Genomic DNA, 26,238 nt, shown 5'->3' on the forward strand with positions numbered 1-26,238 from the left:
GGAGGCGGAGGGGATCCGGGCGGGGTGTGCACGTGTGACCCAGTGCATCCTCGGAGCCGTGAGACCTGTCCCCGTACGTGATGTTTGTCATGGGCCCCGGCGCCCCGATCACGCCGGATGCGTGGCGTGAAGCGGCATATGACGCTGTCCCGTCGCGTCCGTGGCATTCCGTTGGGGCGGCCGCTACCGCTATGGTCCCGGTCTGGTGAGGCGTCGATCGTCGTTTCACCGTGCCCTCGGGGGGAGGGAAGGAAACCCAGACCGATGGCCGTACCCGTACCGCGGCAGCGCACAGGCTCCACAGTCGAGAAACAACCCGCCGCGGCGACCGCCACGGGCGGCGACCTCATGCTCCTGGTGATCGACGACGACCCGGCGGGCACCTTCACCGTTGCGGAACTCCCGGAGGGGGCGGGCACGCGTGTCCGGATCCGTACCGCCCGGAACCTCACCGAGGCCGCGCGGCTGCTCACCGACGACATCCACTGCATCCTCGTGGATCTCGCCCTTCCGAGGACGCCGGGGACGAACCCCGCGCCGGGGGCGGACGACGGCGACGAGCTGGCCCCGCTGAAGCATGTGCTGCGGCTCGCGCCGCGCCATGCCGTACTGGCGCTGGCGGCGGAGGGCGACAGCGAGCGTGGGGCGGCGGCCGTCCGGGTCGGCGCCCAGGACTACCTCTTCCGTGACGAACTGGACGGGCGGCTGCTGAGCCGTGCCATCCGGTACGCCGTCGAGCGCAAGCGCGCGGACATGGCCCAGCGCCAGCTGACCGAGTCCCGGCTGCGTGCCCAGGAGAACGCCCGGCTGGAGCGCGGTCTGCTGCCCACGCCGCTGCTCCAGGGCTCGGACCTGCGCTTCGCCGCCCGCTATCGGCCCGGCCGCTCGCGGGCGCTGCTGGGCGGGGACTTCTACGACACGGTCCGTACGCCGGACGGCACGGTCCACGCGATGATCGGCGATGTCTGCGGCCACGGCCCCGACGAGGCCGCGCTCGGGGTGGAGCTGCGCATCGCCTGGCGCGCGCTGACGCTGGCGGGGCTCTGCGGCGATCAGCTGCTCTCCACGCTCCAGCAGGTGCTGGAGCACGAGCGGGAGAGCGAGGAGATCTTCGCGACGCTCTGCACGGTGGACATCGCACCGGACGGGCGGCGGGCCGGGCTCTGCCTGGCGGGCCACCCCTCGCCGCTGGTCACCCACCAGGGGCGGGCCACGCAGCTGCTGCCGAACGAGGAGGGCGGCCCGGCCCTGGGGCTGCTGCCGCGCGCCCGCTGGCCGCGCCGCCAGGTCGAGCTGGGCGGGGCGTGGAACCTGCTGATGTACACCGACGGACTGATCGAGGGCCGGGTCGGACCGGGCGCCAAGCAGCGGCTGGGCCAGGAGGGCATGGTCGAGATGATCAACAGCCAGCTGGCCCGCGGGCTGGGGGGCGACGATCTGCTGGAGGCGGCGGTCGCCCAGGCGCGGGAGCTGAACGGCGGAGAGCTGACCGACGACGTGGCGGTGCTGCTGCTGGGGCGCGGCGCGGGGTGACGCGCGAGGCGGGGCCCGGCGCGGGCTGAGGCCGCGGGGGTCGGCGGGCGCGGGGCGGCATGAGGCGGGTCCCGGGCGGCGTGAGGCGGGCCTCGGGCGGCGTGAGGCGGCGGGCATGAGGCGGGCCCCGGGCGGTGCCCGGCCCTTGACCCCTGGCTCCCGGGCCCTCTGAGGTGTCCCCCGGCTCAGCGTCCGCCGTTGTACGGCCCGTAGGGACCGTCACTGCTGGAACCGCCGCGGCTGCCGCCGCCACCGCCGGAGACGTGCTTGACGGCGGGCCGTACGTCGACCATGAAGACGATCGTGGCGACGAGCCCGGCGATCTGCAGGAACAGCATCGGCACGAGGAGGTTCACGGCGACCGTGATCCCCAGAACGATCAGCCAGAACTTCTTGGTCTGCTTGTCGGCCGCCGGATAGGCGTCCCCGCGGGTCGTCGCGGAGATGAACAGCGCGACGACGGCGAGGACGAGCATGGCCATGTTGAGCAGCCAGAGGAACGAGCTGAATCCCGAGAGCAACATGCGGAGCACCGCCTAAAAAGTGGATGAAACGCCTCGCGGACTGACCGCCAAGGTACCTGGACAACGGGCCGGGCACCTCAGAGGTGCCCGGCCCGTTGCCTTTTACGCCGTCGCGGTCGCCGTTACTTGGCGGGCGGGGTGGCCTTCTTCGCCGGCGTCTTGCGGGGCGCGGCCTTCTTGGCGGTGGCGGTCTTGGCCTCCGGCTTGGCTTCCGGCTTCGGTGTCGCCTTCGCCTCGCCCGGCTTGGTCTCCGGCTTGGCCTTCGTCTCGGTCTCGGGCTCGACGGCGACCGCGATCTCGGTGATCTCGTCCGCGGCCTCGCCGCGCCACGACCGTACGGTCTGCTCGCCGCGCTCGGCGACCTTCTCGTACGTCTCCCGGGCCTTGACCGCGTACTCCGCGGCCACGCCCACGCCCCGCAGCGCCAGGTCCTGGGCGCTCTCGCCGAGCTTCCTGAGGTCGGTGTCGAGCGTCCCGATCACCTCGGTGACCTTGGCCTGCACGGTCGCCTGGGCCTCCTTGGCCTGGACGGTGACCTTGTCCTGGACGGCCTTGGGGTCGGAGTTCCGTACGGCCTCGATACGACCCGGGGCCTCGGCCCGCAGCTGGTCGATCAGGCCGGGCACCTTCCGGGCCTGCTCGACCGCGAGCTCGGCGGTGCCGGCCGCGAAGTAGAGGGGCGTCGGGTCGGTGAGGGTCTTGCGCAGGTCATCAGTGATGGCCATGACTGTGGTCCTCCCGGATCAGAGTGAGGTCGTTGTGAGGGTGGGTGGCAGCACTTCAGTCGCCCTTGCCGTCGGCCGTGCGGGGGCCGCCGGCGGAGGTGTCCCCGGAATCCCCGGCCGCGCCGGCGTCCGCACCGGCCGCCCGGTCCGCGGTCTCCGTGGCTTCCTTGCTCTCCGTACCGTCGGAGCGTCCGTCTTCGGCGCGTCTGCCCGCGGAGCGCTCCGTGCCGTCCGCGGCCTTCGTACTCTCCGGGTCGAGCGCGTTCTCCTTGCGGAACGACTCGTAGATCTGGAGCAGTACTTGCTTCTGCCGCTCGTTGATCGAGGGGTCGGCGAGGATGACGGCACGCGTCTCCAGCTCCTCCCGCTCCCGCTCGTCGAGCATCCCGGCCTGCACGTACAGCGTCTCCGCGGAGATCCGCAGCGCCTTGGCCAGCTGCTGAAGGATGTCGGCACTGGGCTTGCGCAGACCGCGTTCGATCTGGCTCAGGTACGGATTGGACACCCCGGCGGCATCGGCGAGCTGCCGCAACGACAGCTGCGCGTTGCGCCGCTGCTCGCGGAGGTACTCACCGAGATTGCCGACGTTGAGTGATGCCATGACGCCCATGCTGCGTCACCTTGCTAACTTTTGCAAGCGCTCGCTTGCAAAAGTGTTCCGCGTCATGGCGGTACGGCTCCGTGGCGTCCAGCGGGAGCGCTACTTCCCGCCCGCGCCGGGCTCCGCGCCGATGGACTCCTGATAGATGTCCGCGTGGGTGCGCGAGTCCTTGATCAGGCCGTCGCAGAAGGCGGCGACGTCGTCGCCGATGAGTGCCAGGACTCCCTTGCCGGACGCCGCGCCCTCCTCGAAGAAGTCGACCATCCCTGAGAGCGGGTTCCCGTCAGGCAGATCGACCGGTCCGACCTTGAAGAGGTACCTCTGGATCTCCTTGTAGACGATCTGGTAATCCGTCGGCAGTGCCTGGACCCGCGCCATGTGGGTCCGCCACTGCTTCTTGCCCCGGATGATGTCGTGGATGCTCATGTCAGCCTCCTGGCCGGCCCAGTTTCTTCGCGACGTTCCTGTTCAACTGCTCGCACCACCGGTCGCGTTGGCTCCGAGCCCCTTCTCCGCCGGTCAGCGCCGCACAGAAGCCGCCGATGTCGTCGCCGAGCACCTCGTGAACGCTCTGCCCGTCCGCCGCTGTTTCTTCGAGCAGCCCCAGGGCGCCGTCAAGAATCGGCATCAGGTTGCGGCCCGTGAAGTCCGAGCAGGGGGAGATATGAATCCTGATCTGTTCCCACGCCGCCCGGTGGTCGGCCGGCAATGCCTCGGCGCGGGCTTCGAACGCCTTCCATTCCCTCGTGAGGTCGCTGCCCGTGACGGTCTCCCAGAAGTTCATCGCCCGCCCTCCTTGAGCTTGTCGATGCGTGACGAGAGGTACTCCCATTTCGCCCAGAACGTCGCGAGTTCTTCGCGCCCCGCGTCGTTGAGCGCGAAGAACTTGCGCGGTGGGCCCAGTTCGGATGGTCGTTTCGTCACCTGGACGAGCCCGTTCCGCTCCAGTCGCAGCAGGATGGTGTAGGTCGTCCCCTCGGCGACGTCGGTGAAGCCGAGTTCGTTCAGCCGACGCGTGATGGCGTACCCGTAGGTCTCCTCGCTGCCGATGATTTGAAGCACGCAGCCCTCGAGCGTGCCCTTCAGCATCTCCGTCAGATGGTCCATCGCGGTCCTCTTCGGTTCTCCTGGTACTGCGTAGCACCAAGTACCACTACACGGTATCGCGGAGTAGTGGGTGATGGCCAGTGGGCGGAGCGCTCCGGGAGGCGCCGAAGCCGTACCGGATGTCAGTGGTGCCCGTTTCCGCGGCCCGCGCGGCGGTAGCGTCGGCCCATGATCGTATGGCTCAACGGCACGCACGGCGCGGGCAAGACGACGACCAGTGCGCTCGTGCGGCAACTGATCCCGGATTCACGGGTGTTCGACGCCGAGAAGGTCGGCGAGACGCTCATGGACATCACGCCTGGGCTGCCCTGGACGGGCAACTTCCAGGACTGGCCGCCGTGGCGGCCGCTCGTGGTCGAGACCGCCCGCCGCGTACTCGACTACACCGGCGGCACCCTGGTGATGCCCATGACTGTCCTGGTCGAGCGGTACTGGCGCGAGATCAGCGCGGGCCTTGCCCACCATGCCGTTCCGGTACGGCACTTCGTCCTCCACGCCGACCAGGACACCCTTCGCGGGCGCATCGAGGGGGACACCGGTCTCGGCCCCTCCTCGTTCCGTCTCGCATACCTCGAGCCCTACGCCGAGGCGGCGCGCACGTGGCTGCACAGCGAGGCCGAGGTCGTCGACACCACGCACCTCACGCCCGCCGAGGTTGCCCTGCGGATCGCGGAGGCCGTCAGGAGCTGAGGTCCGCCCGGCACGGCGGCGCCGCACCGCGACGCGGTGACGGCAGGATCTAGGACGCTTCGCTCAGGGCGGGGTCGGTGCGCCAGACGAAGGCGAGTTCGGACAGTGGTACACCAAGGACCTCGCTGAGCCGGACGATGGTGCCGAACGCGGGCGTCGGCAGCCGGCCGGTCTCGATCTTGCGGAGGGTTTCCGGCGAGATCTCCGCGGCCAGGGCGACTTCGGTGGGGTTGCGTCCGGCCCGAGCGGAGCGCAACGCCGCCCCGAGGCGTCGGCCCGCCTCGATCTGTTCGGGGGCGAGCGGATAGCGAACCATGCGCACATGCTAGGGCCGCCCGTATCCGGCGGCAACCAGTTCCCTGGTATAAATAACTGGTATAAATATACCTCTCAGTGTCCCGGGGATCGAGGAACGCAGTGATCGAGCACAAAACTCCCAACGAAATCGAGCGCATGCATGTCACTGGACAGTTCGTCGGCCAGGTGCTGGCCGAACTCGGTGACCTCGCCGCGGTAGGGGTCAACCTGCTGGACCTGGAGCACCACGCCCGCCGCCGGATCAAGGAGCGCGGCGCGGAGTCCTGCTACTGGGACTACGAGCCCTCGTTCGGCAAGGGCCCGTTCCGTAACGTGGTGTGCCTCTCGGTCAACGATGCCGTGCTGCACGGATTGCCGCACAGCTACAAGCTGCGCGACGGGGACCTGCTGACCATGGACATGGCGGTGGTCATCGATGGCTGGGCCGCGGACTCGGCCCACTCCGTCATCGTCGGCACCCCGGCCGCGGAGGACCTGCGGCTGATCGAGGCCACCGAGGTCGCCCTGGAGGCCGCGATCAAGGTCGCCCGGCCGGGCAACAAACTCGGGGACATCTCGGCGGCCATCGGCGCGGTCGCCGCCGAGTACGGCTACCCGGTCAACCTGGAGTTCGGCGGTCACGGTATCGGCCGCACGATGCACGAGGACCTGCACATCCCCAACGACGGTCGTCCTGGCCGTGGTTGGAAGCTGCGTCCCGGCCTGACGATCGCGATCGAGCCCTGGTTCGCCGCCGGTACGAACAAGATCGTGTACGACCCGGACGGCTGGACGATCCGCTCGGCCGACGGCTCGCGCACGGCTCATTCCGAGCACACCGTTGCCATCACCGAGACCGGCCCGCTCGTGCTCACCCGGCGCCCCCAGAGCGGCAAGGGACGGCAAGGCCGGCGGGAATCACCGGCGACCGAACGCTGACGAGAGCTTCGCCGGCCCGTGTGAGCCGAGACAGCCGACCCGTCTCCGTCCGTATCGCCCTGGCGGAAAACCACGGCGCGCACGTAGGGCATGGGAAAACATGAAGCATGCGCCCGGATGACTGGTACCTCACCGAAGACGTCGACGACTTTCTCGCCCGCGCCGGAGACTTCCTGCGCTCGCGCCCCGCTCTGCACACCACGCCGCTGACGGCGATCGAGGGACTGCGAAAGCACGCGGCGGACGCGGGCGGCGCCGAAGCCCCCGTATTCGGCCTGTTGGAGAGAGGGGGAGAGGTCCGCGCCGTCTTCTACCGCCGCACCGCGTCCGGGCCCCTGAGCCTCACCCCCGCCGTCACCCGCGACGAGGCCGACACGCTCGCCGCTCGCCTGACCGACCTCGGTCACCCGCTCCCCGGCGTCAGCGCGGAACACGACACCGCCACCGCTTTCGCCGAGGCATGGCAGCGGCTCACCGGCGCGACTCCGGTACTCCGCCAGCCGCTGTACCTCTATCGTCTGGGCACGCTCACCCCGCCGGATCCGAGCCCGGAGGGCCGCGTTCGCGTCGCGGGCGAGGCGGACATCGAGCAAGTGATGCTCTGGTGCCGCGAGTTCGCCGCCGCCGTCGGCGAGGTCGTCCCCGAGGTCTGGACCGACACCCGTTTCGCGGACCGGCACTTCTCGTTCTGGGAGACCCCGGACGGCACTCCGGTCTCCATCGCGGCCGTGACGTCGGTGATCGGCGACCAGGTCCGGGTGGACCCCGTCTACACCCGGGCCCACCTCCGGGGCCGCGGCTACGCGGCGGCCCTGACGGCCGAAGTGAGCCGGGCCGCGCTGGCCGCGGGCGCGAAGGAGGTCGTGCTGTACACGGACCCGGCCAACCCCACCAGCAACGCCCTCTACCAGCGCGTCGGATACGTCCGGCTTGCCGACTGGGCCGTGTACGACTTCTCGTAAGCCGCACCTTCTCGTAAGCCGCGCCGGAAGCCGGTTGACGGCGTACAACTCTCCTGACCGGCGGGCTTCCTGACCGGGGGTAAACCGATTGCCGGACGTCCTCCGGCGTTGCTAGGCATGCGCGTGCGCGGTGCGTTGCCGCGTCGAGCGGTAGCGATGGGGACAGGGGACATGGGGGCTTTGATGCGAGCTGAGTACGAGGTACGCGCTCCGCGGGAGTCGGACCTTTCCGCGGTGACCGGCATGGTGAGCGCCGCCGAGCGGTCGCACGATCCCGAGGCGGGCGCCCGGACCGAGGACGAGTTCCGGCGTGAGTGGGCGCGGATGGACCTTGCCCGGGACGCGTGGGTGGTGACCGGGCCGCAGGGCGGGGTCCATGGGTACGCGCAGGTGATCGCCGCGCCGCACGAGGGCCGCGTCTTCGCCGACGCGTACACGCACCCGGAGCATGTCGGGGCGGGCATCGGGACGACGCTCCTCGACCGTATGGAAGCGCGCGCCACCGTGATGGCGGCCGGTATCCCCTCTGACGCCGGACTCGCGCGCGTCGTCCTGGTGAACTATGTCCTGCTCGGCGGAGTGGCCGACCGGATGCTCCGCGCCCGGGGATACGGCCTGACGCGTGTCCACAAGCGCATGCGGATTGCTCTCGACGGACCGCCGGCAGCGCCGGTGTGGCCCAGCGGGGTCGACGTGCGTACGTGCGACGGGACTCGGGAGGATCTGCGGCGGGTGCACGCGTGTGTCGAAGAGGCCTTCGCCGACCGCTGGGGCCGCGCGAGCCGCTCGTACGATCAGTGGGCCGGGGACATGATGTACGAGGGGTTCGACCCGACACTCTGGCTCGTGGCCGAACGCGCCGGGCGGATCGTGGGCGCGTCCCTGTGCCGCGCCCGCCAGGTCAAGGGCCTGGCCTCCGGCGAGATCGGTCAGCTGGGCGTTCGCCGCGAGGCCCGTCGGCTCGGGCTCGGCCGGGCGCTGCTGCTGGCGAGCTTCGCGCTCTTCGCCGAACGGGGCGCCGCCTCTGTCGGACTTGATGTCGACAGTGAGAGCCCGACCGGCGCGAATCACCTCTACGAGCAGGCCGGTATGGCCACGACGGTGGCCATCGCGCAGTTGGAACGTGAGCTGCGCGCGGGCGTCGATCCCCTCGATCCCCTCGATCGCGTCATGGCGGCCCCGCAGGCGCACGGCGGGTAGCCGGGGGCGCGGCTGGGTGTGGATTCGCGGGCCTGGTTACGGGCCTGATTTAGGGGCCTGGGGCGGCTCCGGGCCGGGGCGGTGCGCGGTGGTGCTCGTGAGCGAGGCCGAGTACCACCGCCCGCGCCGGTTCCGCCCGTTCGCCATGCGCGGAGTCAGGCCGAGTACTGGTGGGCCGGGTAGGTCAGGTAGCCCGCGTCACCGCCCTGGTAGTACGCGGCCTCGTCGACGGGGGCGATCGGGAGGCCGCCGCGCAGCCGCTCGACCAGGTCGGGGTTGGCGATGTAAGCGCGGCCGAAGCTGACCAGCTCGGCGCCCAGCGCGAGCCAGTGGTCGGCGTCGTCCCGGCCGGTCTGCTTGGGCCCCATCGGAACCGAGGGGTTGATGACGAGGGTGCCAGGCCATGCCCGGCGCAGCGTGAGGAGGGCCTCCTCGTCGACGGTGGCTTCGAGGTGTACGTAGGCCACCTCGAGGCGGGCCAGCTCGGTCAGCAGCGCGGTGTAGAGCTCGACGGTGTCGGTCTCCTCGATTCCCCAGAAGGTTCCGCCCGGTGAGAGGCGGATGCCGGTCCTGGCGGCGCCGACGGTCTCGACGGTGGCTGCGACGGCCTCGACGGCGAAGCGGATCCGGTTGGCGACCGGGCCTCCGTAGCGGTCCGTGCGCAGGTTGGCGTTGGACGAGAGGAACTGCGAGATCAAGTAGCCGTTGGCGCCGTGCAGTTCCACGCCGTCGAAGCCCGCGTCGACGGCGCGGCCGGCGGCATCGGCGTAGGACTGCGCGTGCTCGGCCACTTCGGCGGTGTCCAACGCGCGCGGCGTCGGGAGGGGCTGCGGACCGGTCGGGGTGAACGCGTCGCCGACCGCGGGGACCGCCGAGGGCCCGACCGGGCGCATGCCGGTGGTGTCGGGATGCGAGACCCGGCCGCCGTGCATGATCTGGGCGAAGATCCGTCCACCGTTGGCGTGGACGGCGGCGGTCACCGGACGCCACGACTCGACCTGCTCGTCGGTGTGCAGTCCCGGCGTGCCCGCGTTGGACTGCCCGATCACGCTCGGCTGCACGCCCTCGCTGACGATCAGTCCGGCCGTGGCCCGCTGGGCGTAGTAGGTCGCCATCGACGGAGTCGCCAGACCGCCGGCGGCGGCCCGGACCCGGGTCATCGGGGCCATGACCACCCGGTTGGGCAGGGTCAGGCCGCCGAGCTGGTAGCTGGTGAAGAGGGTCGTCATGTCAGGGTTCCTTCGCGGTCCGCGGCGCCCGCGCCTCGGGCACCTCGGCTACGCTAAAACCTCACACTGACGTCAGAGGCAAGCTTTTGTGACGCGGGACACGGCCGGGAGGGCATCGTGCGGATCGGGGAACTCGCGTCACGAGCCGGAGTCAGCGTCCGGTCCGTGCGCTACTACGAGGAGCAGGGCCTCCTCACCAGCACCCGCAGCGTCAGCGGGCAGCGGCACTACACGGAGGTCGAGGTCGAGCGGGTCGCGTTCATCCAGCGGCTGTACGCCGCGGGCCTGTCCAGCCGCACCATCATCGAGCTGTTGCCCTGCGTCGACGAGCCCAGCGAGGAGAACTCCGACGCCGCGCTGGAGCGGATGGCGCTGGAGCGCGAGCGGCTCTCCGCGCATATCGACGGCCTCGTGCGGACCAGGGACACACTCGATGAGCTGATGGCCGTGGCCCGCACGTACCGCGAACAGCTGGGGACGGCCGAAGCCGGCTGACTGGCGAGCCCTGGGTCCCGAGGCAAGAGATCCGGGGCGGGAGATCCGAGGCGGGAGCCGCGAGCCGCGAGCCGCGAGTTCCGTGATCCGAGCCCCGAGTTCCGTGATCCGCGAGCCCGGGTTCCGTGATCCGAGCCGGGGCCCTTCGGCGGCGACCGGTACGGGCGCGGTGGCCGGGTCGGGACCTCATCGCCCGGCGCCCGGCCACCGCGTGAGGGTCTTCTCGATTATCGCTGCGCTGTTATATTAGCGCTGTGACATCTTCCGATCCCACGGCACTGCCCGATCCCTGGCAGTCGCTGCACCAGCTGCTGGCCGTCATGGACGCCGAGATCGAGCAGGTCTACGTCGAGCGTGGCATCAAGGGGGTACGGCCGCGGTTCGCCTATCCGCTGATCCGGCTCGCGCACACCGGGCCGCTGACCATCCGTGAACTCGCGGAGTCCCTGGACCGCTCGCACTCCGCGATCAGCCAGACCATCGCCGCCATGCGCAAGGAGGACCTGGTCACCTCCGAGCCGGGGCCCGACGCCCGCACCCGGCGGATCGACCTGACCGAGCGCGGCCGGGCGCTGGTGCCGTTCCTGGAGGCCGAGTGGCGCGCCACGCACACGACGGTCGCCGAGCTGGACGGTGAAGTCCCGCACGCGCTGACCACCGTTGTCGAGGAGCTGCGGAGGGCGCTGGAACAGCGGTCGATGCGGCAGCGGATCCTCCACCACCTCGTCGAGCCACCGCGATGAGCCGGCGTGTCCGGCTCCTCGACACCCGCCCGCGCCCCACACGCACCTGCGCGCCTACCGCACCCCTCCCGCCGCCGCGGAGCCGACCGCCCCCCCGTTGTCGCCGACGCTGCGATCGCCACTGGTTAGGTCTGCCGGTCACAGCCGCTTCGTGAGCAATCGGGGCTCGGCCGCCGCAATCAGAAGCCGGCCGGGCCGGAACAACTCACCCCGGCCCGGGTCCTGCGGGGGCGCAACTGCTGCCGGCGCTCGGGACTTTCAGGTCCGTGAGGTAATCGTCCACGGCGTCGCGTGTGCAGTCACTGCGACCGTAGACGCTGTGTCCCGCGCCCTCGTACGGCAGCAGGACGGTCGTCCCGCGCGTCTGACGGTGCACATTGGTCGCCCACGAGTAGTGGTTCGCCGGGTCGTGCATCGAATGCAGCATGAGGATCGTGGGCGCCTCGGTGATACGCAGACGGTGCTGCGGGTTGTTCACCTCGTCCGGCCAGCCGACGCAGCCGGCCACCGCGCGGTGCACACGCGGTGAGCCGCGCATGTGCGGTGCGGCCCGTAGCTCGGCTTCGGTCAGACGCGCGTAATCCCGGTAGTCCTTGGGCCGGAATCGCCAGTCCTGGCAGAAAACAGCCTGGAACGGTTCCGCTGTCGTCTGCTCCTCCGTTCCCAGCGATGTCCGGGGTTGAGGCTGTGAGGGTTGTTGAGGCTGCCGAGGTTGCTCGAGCCGCTTCCGTTCCTTCCGTTCCTTCCGTTCCTGTGCGTCGAGTCCCGCTATATATGTGGCCAACTCCTCCCAGCGCGGGCCGTAGAAGAACCGCTGGAAGGCGGCAAGTGCGATCGCGTTCGCGGTGAGCACCTGGTCCGGGGCCTCGGGATCGCGTATCTCCCCCCGGTCCGCCCTGGCGAGCAGGCCGTCCCATACGGCGGTGACGTCCCGGCCGTGCAGTGCGCAGGAGCTGGTGGCCTCACACCACTTCACGAACTGGTGGAACGAGTCCTCCGCGGTGGCCGCGGAGGAGACCATGAAGTCCCGGATGCCGAGGCTGTGGTCGATGTTCGCGGTGAGGGACATGGCCCGGATCCGGTCGCCGTACCGCTCCGCGTACTGCTCGCCGATCAACGTGCCGTAGGAGTGACCGAAGTAGTTGATCTTCTCCTCGCCCAGCGCCCCGCGGAGCGCGTCCATGTCCCGGACGACACTCAAGGTGTCGGCGTGGTCGAAGACCGGCCCGCTGTGCCGTCGGCAGTCCTCGCGTAACGCCCGGTTGAACGTGGCGAGTTGATCGAACTCCGCCTGATTGCGGGGGTATACGGACGGCTGTCGGGCCAGCAGCTCCGTCGAGCACTTGACCGGCAGGCTGCGTGCGACGCCTCGCGGGTCGAATCCGACGATGTCGAACCTCTCCCGGACCTCCGCGCTGAACAGGGTCGGGGCTTGGTCCACGGCGTAGTCCACCCCCGAGGCGCCCGGTCCACCCGGGTTGACCAGCAGCACGCCGATCCGGCGACCCGGATCGGTCGCTCTGCGACGGGCCACCGCGAGATCGAACGTCTCACCCGACGGGCGTGCCCAGTCGACGGGCAGGCGCAGGCTCCCGCATTCCGCCGCGGCGCCCTTGGGGCATGGTTTCCAGTCGATGGCATCCTGCGTCGTCGGGCTTCTGCCGCCGGGAAGGCGGGGATCCGACGCCGCCGTGCCCGGCGGCGTCGCCCCGACGAGTAATCCAGCGGTGAGCACTCCGGTGAGCGCCTTGAAGAGCAGTCGCATGAAGTCCCTCCCGAGGTTTTGCGCGATCACGAGGTCTGTCTCCCCGGTCGAGCGTGGCAGCGATCCACGCGGGGTCACAACCGAACAAGACGGAAGTCAGGGAAAGCACAGGGACGTGGTCAGGGGTGTCCTCGGGTCCCGTTCGAGGCGGGGACGCGGGGTGGACCGGGTGCGGTTCTCCGGACGGAGCCGTACCCCGCCGGAACCCGCGCTCCACCGGCCAACCGCGGTGCTCGGTCATACCGCCCATCCGCTCCCGGCGGGTACGTTCCCCTCAGCGGACCGGCGGACCGGCGGACCGGCGGACCGGCGGACCAGCGAGTCAGCGGACCAGCGGGTCAGCGGGTCAGGCGCCGGATCTTCAGGGCCACGCGGGCGATCCGGGCCAGGGTGAAGGGCAGGGCCAGCAGGTAGGCCGCCCATACGTGGCCGTCGTTCAGCCAGTACTGGAACGCCACGAGGCCGAGTACGGCGCCGAACGCCGCGATCACGATGTCCGCCACCTTGCCGCGCCACCACGGCGGCTGCCGCACGGGCTCGTATTCGGCGAGGTTCTCGGCGTACTGGTCGAGCGGGCCGAACTCCTCGGTGGGCGTGGTGGCCGCGATGGCGAGATGGTCGCCCGCCTCTCCGGCCAGTGCGCGGGCCCGCTCGGGCGGCAGGTCGTAACGGCCGATCAGGACGCCGGTGAGGCGGTCCAGCCACTCGTCGGCGTCGGCGGGGTCGTTCGCGGGCCCGGACGGGCGCGGGGGCTTGCTCTTCCTGAGCTGGAAGGCGAGCACGCACACGGCCACCGCGACGATCGCGAACACCGGGACGGTGGTGAGGTGGGTGCGGGGCAGTTCGGTGAACGCGACGGCGGCGAGCAGCACGAGGACCGCGACGAGGCCGAAGGCCCACGGGGCCAGCCGCGGTCGCCCGGAGGCCCGTAGGGCGTCGGGCAGGCCGTAGAGCGTTATGAGGCATATCCCGACCAGTACCGATCCGGTGAGCGAGGCCGGTGTCACGGTGATACTGAGAGTCCAGGTCAACAGGCAGTACAGGAGCACGCCGACGAGCGCCACCAAGGTCACGGCGAACGGTGCCCCGGAGAGGTAGGCGCCGGGTGTCATGCCCTGGGTGTCCTGTTTCCGTACCGCGTCGGCGGGTTGCTCCGCGACGGTCGCGTCCGCGAACTCGGCTGGGGAGCCGAACAGTTCCTCGGCGCTGTGTCCGGATTCCGCGCAGCGCGCCTTGACGTCGGCGAGGAGGGGATCCGCGGTGTGGTGGTCAACCCCCTGTTTGGCCAGGGCGAGTCGGGCGCTGAGTGCCCACCTCTCGGTCTGCTGGTCTGTCATGGCTGTTCCTCTCCGGATGCGCTCAGAAGCCGGTCGAGTTTCGCTGTGAAGTCCTGCCATCGGGCGCGGTCGGTGCTCAGTTTTGTCCGGCCTGTTTCGGTCAGTGCGTAGACCTTTCGTCCGGGCCCGCCCTCGCCGGCCTGCCAGAAGGAGCGGACGGCGTCCTCGGCCTCCAGCCGGCCGAGCACGGGGTAGAGGGACCCGCCGCGGATCGGGCCGAACTCGTAGTCGCCCAGGCGCTGGGCCAGCGCGTAGCCGTGACGGTCGCCTTCGGTGAGCACGGCCAGGATGGCGATTTCGAGGGTCGCGCGGACCCAGCCGCCGGTGGCGTCCGCCTTGGGGGTCGCCTTCGGACTCATACGGCTCCCCTTCTTGTAGTGATGACGATGTAGTGGCGATAGCGATCTAGTATCAGGGTGGACTAGTTCTATCTCAGACTAGTCGCGCTCGCAAGCTTCTTCCGTGCCGCGCGGGTGGTGCGGGGCACGTGTGAGGGGGGCGCGTGTGAACGGGCACGTGTGACGGGGCGCGTGTGAGGGGGTACGGGGCGCGGGCCGGGCGGCCGAGGGGAGGGGCGCCGGAGTGGAGGTCACCGAACGGGACCGGCGCGGGGTGGCCGAGTGAAGGCGTACGGAGCTGTGGTGCCCAGACGCCTTCGCCGCCTTCTGTGGTTCAGGCGGGCGCGCGTGCGGGGGCAGACGCGTGTGCTCCAGGCGCGCGCGTGTTGGAGCAGATGCAGGTGCTTCACGCGGACACGTGTGGTTGAGCCAGACACGTGTGGTTCAGGCGGAGAGGGCCGGCCTTCCCCGGCTGACCGTGTCGAGCAGTCGCGGTCGCGGTCGCGGTCGCAGCCGCAGCCGCTTCGCGGTCGCCGTCGCTCCGTCGGTACGGATCATTCCGGCCGTGGGCCTCGCTCGTACGCGGGCCTCGGCGGCCAGGGCCGTCCTGAGCGCGGCCGACAGCCGCGGCCTCGGCCGGCGATTCCGCGGTACGCCACGGGGCTTGTCACAAGCCCCCGGTGCGCGACCCGTGGGGAGTGAGACGGGGGGCGCCGTTCACCGGAGCGGACGCCGCCGCCCCGGTGAACGGCGTCCCCCGTACGGACGCGAACGAGTCAGGCCACCGGAACCGGGTAGGTCGGGTACTCCACTCCGGATACGTGCTGTACGACGCGGATGACCTGGCAGGAGTAGCCGAACTCGTTGTCGTACCAGAGGTAGAGGATCGCGTCGTCACCCTCGACCTTGGTGGCTCCGGCGTCGACGATCGAGGCGTGACGCGAGCCGATGAAGTCGCTGGAGACCGCGTCGGGGGCGCTGGTGAAGTCGATCTGGCGCCTGAGCGGCGAGGTCAGCGATACGTTGCGGAGGTGTTCGAGGACCTCCTCGCGCGTGGTCTCGCGCCCGAGCCGCAGGCTGAGGATCGCGATCGAGACATCCGGCACCGGGACGCGGATCGAGCTGCCGGTGATCCTCGCGTTGAGGTCGGGCAGCGCCTTGGCGACGGCTGAGGCGGCGCCGGTCTCGGTGATGACCATGTTGAGCGCCGCCGAGCGGCCGCGGCGGTCGGACCCGTGGTAGTTGTCCAGCAGGTTCTGGTCGTTGGTGAACGAGTGGACGGTCTCCACGTGGCCGCGCAGAACGCCGTACTCGTCCGCCATCGCCTTCAGCGGCGGCACGATCGCGTTGGTGGTGCAGGACGCGCAGGACAGGATCCGCTCGTCCGGCTCGATCGTGTCGTGGTTGACGCCGTGCACGATGTTGGGGACATCGCCCTTGCCCGGCGCGGTCAGGACGACCTTGGCGATCCCGGGGCGGAGGTGCTTCGACAGACCCGCGCGGTCGCGCCACTTGCCGGTGTTGTCGATGAGGATGGCGTCCTTGATGCCGTACGCCGTGTAGTCCACCGACGTCGGGTCGTCGGAGTAGATCACCCTGATCTCGTTGCCGTTGGCGATGATCGTGCTGTTCGCCTCGTCGACGGTGATCGTGCCCTGGAACTGGCCGTGGATGGAGTCCCGGCGCAGCAGCGAGGCGCGCTTGACGATGTCCTGGCCGGCGCCCTTGCGGACCACGATGGCGCGCAGCCGCAGGCCGTTGCCGGAGCCGGCCTTCTCGATGAGCAGGCGCGCGAGCAGGCGGCCGATGCGGCCGAACCCGTAGAGGACGACGTCGCGCGACTCGCGGCGCTCGGTCTTGTTGGCACCCGTGGCGCCGACGACGGCCTCGGCGGTGAACTCTTCCACCGAGAGACCGCGGTCGTCGGACCGGTACGTCGCGGCGAGCATGCCGATGTCGATCTGGGAAGGGCCGAGATCGAGCACGGTGAGGGCGCGCAGGAACGGCAGCGTCTCGGTGACCGAGAGTTCCTCACCGGCGATCTGCCGGGCGAATCGGTGGGTCTTGAGAATGCTGACCACCGACTTGTTCACCAAGGAGCGGCTGTGCAGCAAGATCGTGACGTCCTTCTCCCGGTGCAGCCTCCCGATTATGGGGATCATCGACTCCGCGATCTCTTCGCGGTTTTTCCAGTTGGTGAACGAATCCTCGTTGACAGTCACAGGCATTTCTCTTTCGAGCTAGGCGGCGCTCATATGCTAACCCTCCGCCATTTCGATCATTCGGACGGTGCCACCTGGGCGGGAAGCCATGATCGGGCCCGGCCCTGAGGGCCCGGTGCGGGCGGCTCTCCCGTCCGGGTCGTCACTCGGGGGTCCGGCCCAGCACAAGGGTGAGGAAGCCGAAGCTGTCGCGGTAGCCGTGCAGCCATTGCGAGCGGTGGGTGGCAGCGGCGGCGAGGACTTCGGCGCTGTCCGGGTCCTCGGGGTGGTCCAGCGCCCACGTCGCCAGGGATCCCGTATAGCACCACTCGAAGTCGTCGAGTTCCTGACGTGTGCTGATGTGCCCGAATACGGGGGTCCAGCCGTGGGCGACGACGCGGTCCATGGTGGTCGCGAGGTCCTCGTACTCGCCCAGCATCTCGCGGGCGGCGGCGCTGGGCTCGCACTCCCAATAGGCGTCGCCGACCAGGACGCGGCCTCCGGGGGCGAGGTGGCTGTGGGCGGCGTCGAGGGTGGGCAGGAGGCCGCCGAACGCATGGGTGGCACCGACGCTGAGCACCGCGTCGAAGGGACGGGGAGAGGTGAAATCCGTGGCGTTCCGCTGGTGAAGTACGAGTCGCTGCCCGACTCCCAGACCGGCCGCCTCCTCGCGGGCCTTGGCCAGGACCTGGGCCGAGCTGTCGACGCCCTCGGCCGTGACATTCGGATGAGCGGTCAGGGCCCGCAGGAGCCAAGCCGCCTCACCGCAACCGAGATCGAGTATGCGTTCATCGCCCCGGTTCAGGGTCCGCTGCAACAGCCGGCGCACCGACTCGTCGTCCAGAGGGCTGTTGACGGGGTGATCGGTGTGTGCCAGCCGAGAGATCTTTTCGCGGTCCATGGCGCGCAGCCTGACAGCGTCGGATGCTCGTCGGCCGGCACCAGTACCACCCAGTCATCCTCCACCTCACCACCGCGAGGGACGTAGCCCAGTGCCCGACTCCAGAACTCCGCGGCCCGCCGCACGTCGGTGGCACCCATCACGGTCGTTCCGATGCTCAGCATCCGCCGATGCTCGCAGGCACGGACAGACTCGCAGCGTGAACTGTGTCCCCGACCACGAGGCGAACCTTGCCTGATGCGGCAGTGGATGCCGGACCGACGGAGAGACCCGAGGGCCGCGGCAGGAGCTGAAGCGGTCCCGGCCTCCTCTTCTCACGCCAGCTCCTCGGGCAGCGGGCGGCCGTGCACGATGTCCAGGCGGGACACCGCGCGCGTGAGGGCCACGTACAGCCGGTGCGGGCCCTTGGGTTCCGCTTCCGCTACGGCCGCCGGCTCGGCCAGGACCACGTGGTCGTACTCCAGGCCCTTCGCCGCCGTCGCGGGCAGTACGGTCACCCTCGCCGTCGTCGTGCCGAGTGCGTCCGCCGTCGAGGTGGCGATGCCGGCCGCTTCGAGCGCCACGCGCAGACGGTCCGCCTCGCCGCCGTCCGCGATGACGCCGATCGAACCCTCGTGGGCGAGTGCCTCCCGTACCGCCTCGGTCACTCCCGATGCCATGTCCGGCACCTGACGGATCGTCAAATAACCGTCCCCGCGCAGGGATCGGGCCGGTGGTACGTCCACGTCCAGTGAGGCGAGCAGTCGGTTGGCGAGGTCCACGACGGCGCCCGGGACGCGGAAGCCGGTGGTCAGGGGGATCACCGCTGCCTCCGGTCTGCCCAGGTGGGCGAGGAGTTCGGGCCAGGAGCGGGCGGCCCAGGGGGTGGTGCCCTGGGCCAGGTCGCCCAGTACCGTCAGCGAACCGAAGGCGGCGCGGCGGGCGATCGCGCGGCTCTCCATGGGGGAGAGGTCCTGCGCCTCGTCGATGACGATGTGGCCGTAGCCCTCGGGGTGTTCGATCAGGCCCGCGAGTTCGTCGAGCAGGACGAGATCCGCCGCCGACCACGGGAGGGACCTGATCGCCCGCGCCGACAGCGCTCCGGTGGCGGCGCCGCGCCGGGGCCGGTGGATCGCGTGCTGTTCCTCGGGGGTGAGGATGCCGTCGCACGCGGGGCCGGGGTCGGCGAGCAGAGCCGCCAGTACCTCCTCGGGGCGCACCTTGGGCCAGGTCGCGTCGAGGTACGCGGTGACCGCACGCGAGCGGCCGACGCGTTGCACCCAGGCCGCCGACTGCGGCCCGGCACGCCGTTCCGCCTGGAGCTGGAGGGCCCGTACGGCGCGGCTGCGGACCCGTTCCCGGCCGGTGGCGTACGGAGGCGCCTCCGTACGCACCTCGTCCACGATCCGGTCCAGCTCGTCCAGCCCCAGGCGCCAGTGGTACGAGCCGTCCGGCACCGTGAGCGGCTCGGCGGGCGCCGCGACCCGTCCGTACAGCGCGCGGTGCAGCACCTCGGCCATCCGGGAGTCGTGCTTGACGACCGCCGCCGCCCGGGTGTCCGCGTCGGTCTCCGTCCGTACGTGAGCACGCGCGATCTCGTCCTCGACCGTCGACTGGCGGACGCCGATCTCCCCCAGGGCGGGCAGCACCTCCGAGATGTAGGAGAGGAACGTGCGGTTGGGGCCGAGGATCAGCAGGCCGCCGCGCCGGATCCGCTGCGGGTAGGTGTAGAGGAGGTACGCGGCACGGTGCAGGCCGACGGCGGTCTTGCCGGTGCCGGGGGCGCCCTGGACGCAGACGGAGGTGCCGAGCGGGGCGCGTACGAGAGCGTCCTGTTCGGGCTGGATGGTGGCCGCGATGTCGCGCATCGGGCCCACGCGGGGGCGCTCGATCTCGCCGGTGAGGATCGCGCTTCCGGCGGTCGGCGGCGCCCCCGCTGCTCCCAGGTGCTCGTCCTCCAGGCTCGTCAGATCCTCTGGTGCGCCCTTGCTCCACGGCGCCCAGCCGAACCGGCGGCGGACGGCGACACCCTGCGGATCGCGCGCGCTCGCCCGGTAGAAGGCGCGCGAGACGGGCGCCCGCCAGTCGACCACGAGGGGTGGGGCGGAGGGGTGTTCGCTGATGCGGCGGCGGCCGATGTGGTAGCTCTCGCCCGCGTGATCGAGGCCGGTGCCTTGATCGCCCGCGTGATCGCCCGCGTGATCGCCTGTGGGATCCCCGGGGCCGTGATCCCCGTCGGCGCCGTCCGCCGTGGCGGCGAAATCCAGGCGGCCGAAGAACAGCGGTCCGTCGGGCTCCAGCCGCAACTCCTTGGCGTAGCTGCGCAGATGGCGGCCGAGGACCTCGGCGTCCGCGCCCGACGCGAAAGCGTTCTGGCCGGTGACGACCTGTTCGTGCGCGCCGTCCACCATGCCGGTCAGCGCGGCGCGGCAGGTCTGGTGGTAGGCGCGTTCGCTGTCGAGTGCGTGGTCGAGGTCGCTGTCGAGTCCGTCGGCGAGGTCAGGGTCGGGTGCCGTCATTCCGTCGAGAATAACGTAACCGAGTTAAAAAGTTTACCGAGTATCACCAAAAGGCGAGTCCGGTGCGCAGCCGCTCGAACGCCAGCTCCGCCGCCGCCACCGCGTCGGCACGCACCTGTCCCGCCGTCTCGCCCGCCTCGATCCGCCGCCAGTTCTCCTGGGCGAGGACGCGCTGTACGGCGATGATCTGCCCGGCGCCCAGCGCGCCCTCGATCCCGCCTCCGAGGGCCCCGGCCAGTGCCTCCTCGGAGCGTCGTTGATACCCGTACAGCCGGGCGACCAGGCTCGGTGTCCCGTACAGCAGCCGGTGGTACGCGAGCACCTGGTCGTGGTCGTTGAGCCCGGTCACCGGGTCGAGCCGGTCGAGCCCGGCGAGGAAGTGGCGGCGCAGGGCGTCGAGCGGCCGTACGCCGTCGGGCCGCCCCGACACCACCCGGGCCGCTTCGTCCTCATGGTCGGCGAACCGGTGCAGTACCAGATCCTCCTTGGTCGGGAAGTACCGGAAGAGGGTCGGCTTGGAGATCTCGGCGGCGGCGGCGACCTCCGCGACGGAGACGCTGTCGAAGCCCTTGGCGAGGAACAGCGTGATCGCGGCGTCGGAAATGGCCTGGTGGCGCTGCCGCCTCTTGCGTTCCCGCAGGCCGAGGTGGTGTTCGCCGTGGTGCTGTTCGTCCTGGTTCGATGCGTCGTGGTTCGATGCGCCGTGCTGCTGTTCGCGGTGGTTCGGTTCGTCCTGGTACGCGTGATCGTCGCCGCTCATGGCCAGGGAGCCTACGCAGCGACCGGCCTCGACCGGAATCGAACCCGGCGCTCAACCCGCCGGCCGTCCGGTCCGCCGATGGCCGCCTTCTGCATCAGGACGTACAGCTCGTCCTTGGCGGCGACGTACCGGTACAGCGACATCGTGGAGACGCCTCAGTTCTTTGGCGACCCGCCCCATGGAGACGGCGCCGAGCCCCTCGGTCGCGGCGACGGTGATCGCCGCGTCCGCGATGCGTGACACACCGATGCCGGGCTTGGGGCCCTTGGCCGGGCGTTCGCGCAGGCCCCAGGCGGCCTCGATGCCGGCGGGCAGCCCCGTACCGCCGGTGTTGCCGGCCCTTGCCCGCCCCGGCCCCTCTCCGTCTGCTGTCGCCATCGGTGTCCGTCCCCGTCTCTGTCCCCGTCTCTGTCCCCGTCGTGGGGGTGCCGTGCCACTTGACGTCTCCTGATCGGCTTCCGCCCCTCCGCGACCCCGGCCGCCGCGCTCGCGGCGTTCGGTGTCCTGCTCGGCTTCGTCGTGGCGGTCTCGTGGCTCTCGGCGGCGGTGGGGCTGCTCGCCAAGACCCCCGAGGCGGCGGGCGGCTTCACCTTCCTCATGATGTTCCTGCCCTACCCGAGCAGCGCCTTCGTGCCGATCGACACCATGCCGACGTGGCTCCACGGCTTCGCCGACCACCAGCCGGTGACCTCGGTGATCGAGTCGCTGCGCGGCCTGCTCCTGGGGCAGCCGGTGGGCTCGGCTCCCTGGGTCGCACTCGCCTGGTGCGCCGGGCTGCTGGCACTCGCGCTGGGGCTGTCGGGCGTGCTGTTCCGGGTGCCTACCGCGTAGTCGGCGGTGACACGAGTAATAGGCCTCGTCAGGGGATTTTGTTGATCGGGCTCGGCCCCGTCACAATCACCGAGTGACCCCCCGTTCCCCAGCGGACTCGGTCCTGCCTGCGTGCGGTCAAGACGACCGCGGTCGCATGTGGGGTCGGGTACCGCAGGTGTGGGGTGGGCGCTTTCGAATGCGTGAAGGAGATGATCTCCCTTAGAGGAGGTACGTAGGTGGGAAGGAAGGCTGCCATGACGGCGGACGCGCGTGGTGAGGTCGAGAAGTTCATCCTGGGGGACCGGTTCACCTGTCTGGCGGGTCGCTCCGCCTGGCGCCGGGGCGGTATCACCCACCGGCACTACGACCTGCTGGGGGGCGAGGAATCCGCCCGGCTGATGGCGCTCGATCTGGCGGAGTTCGTGGGATCGGCGAACTGGAGCCCACGGACCTTCACCAGCTTCATCGCGACCTTCGCGCAACCTCGCGGGGTGGATGAGCTGCGGTTCGAAGAGCTTCTCTGGCAGCAGTTGCAGCTGCTCCACGAGCAGGACGCGGAGTCCCATCGCTGGGCCGAGGGCTACTCGTCGGATCCGCAGTCCGGGAAGTTCGCGTTCAGTGTGGCCGGCCATCCCTTCTTCGTGATCGGCCTGCACGAGACCCACCGCCGGTGGGGCCGCCGGCCCCCCTTCCCCATGCTCGCCTTCAACTCCCACGAGCAGTTCGACCAGATCAAGAGCGCCCGGATGTGGGACCGGCTGGCGGAGAAGATCCGCAAGCAGGACATCCAGTTGCAGGGCGACATCAATCCCAACCTGTACGAGTACGAGCAGCTCTCCGAGGCCCGCCGCTACTCCGGCCGCCCCAAGCCCGCCGAATGGCAGTGCCCCTTCGCCGCCCGTGAGGCGGAGCGGGAACGTGAGGCGGAGCGGGAGTTCGAGACGGAGCGGGAGTTCGAGATGGAGACGGAGTTCGAGGCGGAGCGGGAACTGGCCGCCGCGAGGCCGTCCGGGCCCGGCGCCTCGCACTGACAGACGCGGTCACCCCTGGCCTGCGGCGGACGTGGTGTCCGCCGCGGGACAGACAGCCGTGCGCGGCCCCGGAACCCGCCGTCGGCGCCGCCGTCCGCCGGCCGGCCCGTTCGTGGACGAGGCCGGGCTCAGAAGACGTCCGGGCACCACGGTCGGCGCGGTGTACGGAAGAGCGCCTCCGTGAGTGCCGCCGCGCCCGGTCGTTCCTCGGACAGGCTGCCCAGCGCCGCGAGACTCAGCGCCGATTCGTCGCCCAGGTACAGCGCGCCCAACTCCCTTACGTCCAGGGCGATATCGGCCGACTCGGCGGTCGGAACGCAGCTCGCGCCCGCCTCGGACGCGTCCAGGCGGAAGCGTCCGCCGGCCAGGCCCGCCTTGTCGTGGATCTCCAGGACCAGGGTGCCCGGGACCCCGTACGTACGCGCCTCCAGCGCCCGCACGGCATCGAGGATCCGCACCCACAGGTAGTCGGCCTGCGTCACGATCCGCGCCGCGCGCGGGTCGGGGAGGTACCGGGGGAGCAGGTCGTCCGGGGCGCGGTAGTCCGTCCTGACCGTCGTGACCCAGTCGATCGAGCAGATGAAGTGCCACAGGGCACGCTCAGCGGCCGGGGTCGTCGCGATCAGCTTCCGTACGGACACGGTGTTCAGCGGCTGTTTGCGATCGCCCCACATGCCGTCGGCGGAGTGGTACGTGACCAGGCCATCGACCTCGCCGGCCGCCGAGCGGTACACGGCGTGGAAGGGCTCTGTCCAGGGGTGACCGTTGGACGTCACGCCGGTGTGGATCCGCCACCAGCGTTCGTCGCGGCTGACCGTGCCGGCCCGGCCCGTCCGGAAACGCTCGAACAGTTCCGGGCCGGTCCCGCGTACCTCCGCTCCGTCGATCAGGTCGATCCGGCCGCCGTCGTCCGGTGCCGGGCGGCGCGGGTCGAGGCCCGCCCGCACCACGTCGATCTCCCACTCGGTGATGAAGGCGGCGGGACCGAAGCCGTACCGCCCGTAGATCGGGTACTCCGCGGCGATCAGGGTGGCGACGGCGTCACCGCGTTCCTTCGCCTGGGCCAGGTCGGCGTACATCATCCGGCTGAGCAGCCCGCGCCGTCGGTGCGTGGGTGTCACGGACGCGTTGCTGATCGCGTCGGCGGGCAGTACGGCGCCGCCGACCGTCGTGATCTCCTGGGAGAAGGACCGGAGGGTGCCGACACAGCGGCCGTTGTCGAAGGCGCCGCGCGTACGGGCCAGATCGCTGTGGGCCAGGCGATCGGCCAGCACCTCGTCCGAGGTGACCGGCGGCCGCAGAAACCCGGTGTCCAGCGCCCGCGTCCAGTCGGGGAACTCGGACGCGGTGATGGTACGGATCTCAAGGCTCATGCTCGGCACGCTAGGCGCTGCGTCCGGCCTGCCGCATCCGAGTTTCCGCGGGCGCGGAACGCCGCCCTGGACCGCCCCGGGCCATCAGCACGCCGCTGTGGACCGGCCCCGGCCGCCAGTACGTGGCCCGGCCCGCCCGAGCCGCAGAACGGACCGCCCGAGCCTCAGTACGTGGCCCGGACCACCCGAGCCGCAGAACGGACCGCCCGAGCCTCAGTACGTGGCCTGGACCACCCGAGCCTCAGTACGTGGCCCCGCACCACCCGATTCGCAGTACGCGGCCCGGACCGCCCGAGTCTCCGGACGCGGCCCGCCCGCCCCGGCTCTCAGAACGTGGCCCGGACCGCCCCGACCTCCGCGTCGCCGCCCAGCAGCGGCGCCCGCCCGATCCGGCCCACCACCTCGGCCTCGACGCCCAGCAGTTGGAGCGCGCGTGCCAGCACCGGGCCCAGCGCCCGGCTCCCACCGTCCTCGATCTTGAAGGCCAGCGCCCGGCCGTCCGCCAGGGCCACCGCCTGGACCGCCTCCGCGCCCATCTTGGAGAGCGTGCCCGGCACTTCGCGCATCAGCCAGGTGTCGGACCGGCGTGTGCCCGCGACGTACTCGGGGTGGGCGCGCATCGCGTCCGCCACCCGCCTCTCGGCCGTACCCGGCGCGGCGAGCACGAAGTGCCGGAAGGCGCGGGCGAGTCCGGTCAGTCCGATCGCCATCAGCGGGGCGCCGCAGCCGTCCGTACCGACCGCGGAGACCCGCTCCCCGGCGGCTTCCTCGATCACCATGCGGACGAGCTTCTGGAGCGGGTGGACCGGGTCCAGATAGCTGTCCGTCGGCCAGTCGTTCAGCGCGCAGGCCGCCAGCATGGCGGTGTGCTTGCCGGAGCAGTTCATGGTCACCCGGTCACGCACCTTGCCGGCCGCGAGGTAAGCCTCCGCCTCCACCGGGTCCAGCGGCAGGTCCGGCGGGTTCCGCAGATCCTCGGCCGTCAGCCCGTGCGCGGTGAGCATCGTGCGTACGAGATCGAGGTGGAAGCCCTCGCCCGAATGGCTCGCGGCGGCCAGCGCCAGCCGCTCGTCCGACAGGTCGAGACCTGCGCGCAGCACCGCCGCCGCCTGCATCGGCTTGTTGCTGGAGCGGGGGAAGACCGGGGCGCCCGGGTCGCCCAGTTCCAGCTCCACCCGGCCGTCCGCGCCGAGCAGCACCAGCGAACCGCGGTGACGGCCTTCGGCGAAGCCGGACCGTACCACCTCCGCGAGAACCGGGGCCGGTGCCGGATCCGGGCCCGTGGCCGAGGATATGGCGGTGGTGCTGGTCATCGTCAGCCTTCCGGAGCGGCGGGTGGACCCAACCCGGCGGATCCCGTCCCGGATGCCGACGGCGGGATCACGTGAGCAGGTCGTCTACTTGTGCTTCGCCTTCACGGTACCTGCGCGCGATCTCCGCCGTGCAGTCGTCGGCCGTCCGCTGCAACTGGTGACGGCGGCGCGACAACTGCTGCTCGTTACGGACCAACCGCGCCATCGCCGCGTGCAACTCCTCGTCCGTACGCGCCTGAAGGTCCGACAGTTCCACCTCGGCGAGCGTCTCGGCGGCCAGTACGCGGTACTCCTCCCGGCGCGGGGTGGAGAGCGTGACATGGCGGGCGGAGGTGCGGTGCCGGGAAGGGGTGTCGGCGAGGATCTCGGAGAGCCGGTCGACGACGGGTGTCTCGGGCGCGGTACGGCGGGCCAACTCGGCCCGCAGAATGTCGATACGCCCCTGGAGCAGCCGGCGCAGATAGCTCAGGTCGGCCTCGTCGCGCTGTGAGTCCCGGCGCAGCTCGCGCAGTTCGGGCAGCCGCAGCACCGCGAAGTCGTACGGCCGGGGCGCGGGCAGCGAGCCCTCGATGCCGGTGCCGGCCGCGGTCACCGTTCCCGTCACGGTCCCGGTGACGGGAACGGTCACGTTTCCGGTCACTGTCCCGGTTCCCGTGACGGACCCGGTCGCGGTTCCTGTCACGGCCCCTGGGGCGGCTCCTGTGACGGCGCCGGCACCGGCCCCTGCCACGGTCTCCGCCATGGCCCCGACGGGGGCCCCCGTCCCGGTGGTTCCGGTTCCGGTAGCACCCGTTCCGGCGGTTCCGGCGGTTCCGGTGATTCCGGCGGTTCCGGCAGTGCCCGTTCCGCCGGTGCCCGCTCCC

The 26,238-nt window shown here is 70.8% G+C and carries 26 protein-coding genes and 3 pseudogenes; 9 read left to right on the top strand and 20 right to left on the bottom strand.

What is annotated here, in order from left to right:
* Positions 1-264: 264 nt before the first annotated feature.
* On the top strand, positions 265-1,533 hold the full coding sequence (locus tag ACIOJD_RS23495) for a PP2C family protein-serine/threonine phosphatase (protein ID WP_401916900.1): 1,269 nt from the start codon (positions 265-267) through the stop codon (positions 1,531-1,533).
* A gap of 185 nt (positions 1,534-1,718) precedes the next feature.
* Here the strand turns inward: ACIOJD_RS23495 and ACIOJD_RS23500 are convergent, their stop codons facing one another.
* The 6 genes from ACIOJD_RS23500 to ACIOJD_RS23525 all read right to left on the bottom strand — a co-directional run bounded on the left by ACIOJD_RS23500 (position 1,719) and on the right by ACIOJD_RS23525 (position 4,490).
* Entirely contained in the window at positions 1,719-2,057 is a 339-nt protein-coding gene (locus ACIOJD_RS23500) for a DUF2516 family protein (protein ID WP_401916903.1), read from the bottom strand.
* A 122-nt stretch (positions 2,058-2,179) separates the two neighbouring features.
* A complete protein-coding gene (locus ACIOJD_RS23505; RefSeq protein WP_401916906.1) occupies positions 2,180-2,782 on the bottom strand; it encodes a hypothetical protein in 603 nt (200 codons plus the stop codon).
* Positions 2,783-2,837: 55 nt separating this feature from the next.
* A complete protein-coding gene (locus tag ACIOJD_RS23510; protein WP_401916909.1) occupies positions 2,838-3,383 on the bottom strand; it encodes a helix-turn-helix domain-containing protein in 546 nt (181 codons plus the stop codon).
* A 99-nt stretch (positions 3,384-3,482) separates the two neighbouring features.
* Entirely contained in the window at positions 3,483-3,809 is a 327-nt protein-coding gene (locus ACIOJD_RS23515; RefSeq protein ID WP_401916912.1) for a DUF1048 domain-containing protein, read from the bottom strand.
* A 1-nt stretch (position 3,810) separates the two neighbouring features.
* Complete coding sequence (locus tag ACIOJD_RS23520) at positions 3,811-4,167, bottom strand: DUF1048 domain-containing protein (RefSeq protein ID WP_401916915.1); 357 nt, start codon at positions 4,165-4,167, stop codon at positions 3,811-3,813.
* Positions 4,164-4,490, bottom strand: coding sequence for a PadR family transcriptional regulator (locus ACIOJD_RS23525; protein ID WP_401916918.1), 327 nt, complete (start codon positions 4,488-4,490; stop codon positions 4,164-4,166). Before ACIOJD_RS23525 ends, ACIOJD_RS23520 begins: the two co-directional genes overlap by 4 nt.
* 168 nt (positions 4,491-4,658) lie before the next feature.
* On the opposite strand from ACIOJD_RS23525, the gene ACIOJD_RS23530 reads away from it, so the two are divergent.
* Positions 4,659-5,180, top strand: a complete 522-nt coding sequence (locus tag ACIOJD_RS23530; protein WP_401916921.1) for an ATP-binding protein — start codon at positions 4,659-4,661, stop codon at positions 5,178-5,180.
* Positions 5,181-5,229: 49 nt separating this feature from the next.
* Here the strand turns inward: ACIOJD_RS23530 and ACIOJD_RS23535 are convergent, their stop codons facing one another.
* Entirely contained in the window at positions 5,230-5,496 is a 267-nt protein-coding gene (locus ACIOJD_RS23535; protein ID WP_401916924.1) for a helix-turn-helix domain-containing protein, read from the bottom strand.
* 101 nt (positions 5,497-5,597) lie between these two features.
* Here ACIOJD_RS23535 and map point away from each other — a divergent pair, with 101 nt between their 5' ends.
* The 3 genes from map (at position 5,598) to ACIOJD_RS23550 (ending at position 8,578) form a co-directional block, all read left to right on the top strand.
* On the top strand, positions 5,598-6,416 hold the full coding sequence (map, locus tag ACIOJD_RS23540) for a type I methionyl aminopeptidase (protein ID WP_401916927.1): 819 nt from the start codon (positions 5,598-5,600) through the stop codon (positions 6,414-6,416).
* Between the two features lie 107 nt (positions 6,417-6,523).
* The gene (locus ACIOJD_RS23545; RefSeq protein WP_401916930.1) at positions 6,524-7,378 is read left to right on the top strand and encodes a GNAT family N-acetyltransferase; all 855 of its coding nucleotides are present in this window, start codon (positions 6,524-6,526) and stop codon (positions 7,376-7,378) included.
* A gap of 183 nt (positions 7,379-7,561) precedes the next feature.
* Positions 7,562-8,578: a GNAT family N-acetyltransferase gene (locus ACIOJD_RS23550; protein ID WP_401916932.1), complete on the top strand. Its 1,017-nt coding sequence runs from the start codon at positions 7,562-7,564 to the stop codon at positions 8,576-8,578.
* A gap of 155 nt (positions 8,579-8,733) precedes the next feature.
* On the opposite strand, the gene ACIOJD_RS23555 is transcribed toward ACIOJD_RS23550, so the two are convergent.
* Positions 8,734-9,807 carry an alkene reductase gene (locus ACIOJD_RS23555; protein WP_401916935.1) on the bottom strand — a complete coding sequence of 358 codons (1,074 nt, stop codon included), beginning with the start codon at positions 9,805-9,807 and terminating at the stop codon, positions 8,734-8,736.
* Positions 9,808-9,924: 117 nt separating this feature from the next.
* On the opposite strand from ACIOJD_RS23555, the gene ACIOJD_RS23560 reads away from it, so the two are divergent.
* Positions 9,925-10,302, top strand: a complete 378-nt coding sequence (locus tag ACIOJD_RS23560) for a MerR family transcriptional regulator (protein ID WP_401916938.1) — start codon at positions 9,925-9,927, stop codon at positions 10,300-10,302.
* Between the two features lie 254 nt (positions 10,303-10,556).
* Positions 10,557-11,045 carry a MarR family winged helix-turn-helix transcriptional regulator gene (locus tag ACIOJD_RS23565; RefSeq protein ID WP_401916941.1) on the top strand — a complete coding sequence of 163 codons (489 nt, stop codon included), beginning with the start codon at positions 10,557-10,559 and terminating at the stop codon, positions 11,043-11,045.
* A gap of 205 nt (positions 11,046-11,250) precedes the next feature.
* Here ACIOJD_RS23565 and ACIOJD_RS23570 read toward each other — a convergent pair whose 3' ends face one another.
* From ACIOJD_RS23570 to ACIOJD_RS23610, 9 genes and pseudogenes are all read right to left on the bottom strand, one after another.
* Positions 11,251-12,840 carry an alpha/beta fold hydrolase gene (locus tag ACIOJD_RS23570; RefSeq protein ID WP_401916944.1) on the bottom strand — a complete coding sequence of 530 codons (1,590 nt, stop codon included), beginning with the start codon at positions 12,838-12,840 and terminating at the stop codon, positions 11,251-11,253.
* 308 nt (positions 12,841-13,148) lie between these two features.
* Positions 13,149-14,147, bottom strand: coding sequence for a hypothetical protein (locus ACIOJD_RS23575; RefSeq protein WP_401916947.1), 999 nt, complete (start codon positions 14,145-14,147; stop codon positions 13,149-13,151).
* Positions 14,144-14,506 carry a PadR family transcriptional regulator gene (locus ACIOJD_RS23580; protein ID WP_401916949.1) on the bottom strand — a complete coding sequence of 121 codons (363 nt, stop codon included), beginning with the start codon at positions 14,504-14,506 and terminating at the stop codon, positions 14,144-14,146. Before ACIOJD_RS23580 ends, ACIOJD_RS23575 begins: the two co-directional genes overlap by 4 nt.
* A 755-nt stretch (positions 14,507-15,261) precedes the next feature.
* The gene (locus tag ACIOJD_RS23585; protein WP_401916952.1) at positions 15,262-16,707 is read right to left on the bottom strand and encodes a glyceraldehyde-3-phosphate dehydrogenase; all 1,446 of its coding nucleotides are present in this window, start codon (positions 16,705-16,707) and stop codon (positions 15,262-15,264) included.
* 142 nt (positions 16,708-16,849) lie between these two features.
* Positions 16,850-17,587 carry an SAM-dependent methyltransferase gene (locus tag ACIOJD_RS23590; RefSeq protein ID WP_401916955.1) on the bottom strand — a complete coding sequence of 246 codons (738 nt, stop codon included), beginning with the start codon at positions 17,585-17,587 and terminating at the stop codon, positions 16,850-16,852.
* A 29-nt stretch (positions 17,588-17,616) separates the two neighbouring features.
* Positions 17,617-17,751: pseudogene (locus ACIOJD_RS23595) on the bottom strand (VOC family protein); the annotation flags it as partial.
* 150 nt (positions 17,752-17,901) lie between these two features.
* Complete coding sequence (locus ACIOJD_RS23600; RefSeq protein WP_401916958.1) at positions 17,902-20,085, bottom strand: HelD family protein; 2,184 nt, start codon at positions 20,083-20,085, stop codon at positions 17,902-17,904.
* A 43-nt stretch (positions 20,086-20,128) separates the two neighbouring features.
* Positions 20,129-20,845, bottom strand: a complete 717-nt coding sequence (locus ACIOJD_RS23605; protein WP_401916960.1) for a TetR/AcrR family transcriptional regulator — start codon at positions 20,843-20,845, stop codon at positions 20,129-20,131.
* Positions 20,846-20,913: 68 nt separating this feature from the next.
* Positions 20,914-21,223: pseudogene (locus ACIOJD_RS23610) on the bottom strand (TetR/AcrR family transcriptional regulator); the annotation flags it as partial.
* A gap of 66 nt (positions 21,224-21,289) precedes the next feature.
* On the opposite strand from ACIOJD_RS23610, the pseudogene ACIOJD_RS23615 reads away from it, so the two are divergent.
* Together ACIOJD_RS23615 and gntA are read left to right on the top strand one after the other, a co-directional pair.
* A pseudogene (locus tag ACIOJD_RS23615) lies at positions 21,290-21,676 on the top strand (ABC transporter permease); the annotation flags it as partial.
* 236 nt (positions 21,677-21,912) lie between these two features.
* Positions 21,913-22,689, top strand: a complete 777-nt coding sequence (gene gntA, locus ACIOJD_RS23620; RefSeq protein ID WP_401916961.1) for a guanitoxin biosynthesis heme-dependent pre-guanitoxin N-hydroxylase GntA — start codon at positions 21,913-21,915, stop codon at positions 22,687-22,689.
* A gap of 128 nt (positions 22,690-22,817) precedes the next feature.
* Here the strand turns inward: gntA and ACIOJD_RS23625 are convergent, their stop codons facing one another.
* From ACIOJD_RS23625 to ACIOJD_RS23635, 3 genes are all read right to left on the bottom strand, one after another.
* Entirely contained in the window at positions 22,818-24,062 is a 1,245-nt protein-coding gene (locus tag ACIOJD_RS23625; RefSeq protein ID WP_401916963.1) for a GNAT family N-acetyltransferase, read from the bottom strand.
* Between the two features lie 326 nt (positions 24,063-24,388).
* Positions 24,389-25,375, bottom strand: coding sequence for an asparaginase (locus tag ACIOJD_RS23630; RefSeq protein ID WP_401916966.1), 987 nt, complete (start codon positions 25,373-25,375; stop codon positions 24,389-24,391).
* A gap of 67 nt (positions 25,376-25,442) precedes the next feature.
* Entirely contained in the window at positions 25,443-26,117 is a 675-nt protein-coding gene (locus ACIOJD_RS23635) for an ABC transporter substrate-binding protein (RefSeq protein WP_401916969.1), read from the bottom strand.
* Positions 26,118-26,238: the final 121 nt, after the last annotated feature.

The organism is Streptomyces sp. NPDC088116 (genome assembly GCF_044741745.1).
Taxonomy (GTDB): domain Bacteria; phylum Actinomycetota; class Actinomycetes; order Streptomycetales; family Streptomycetaceae; genus Streptomyces.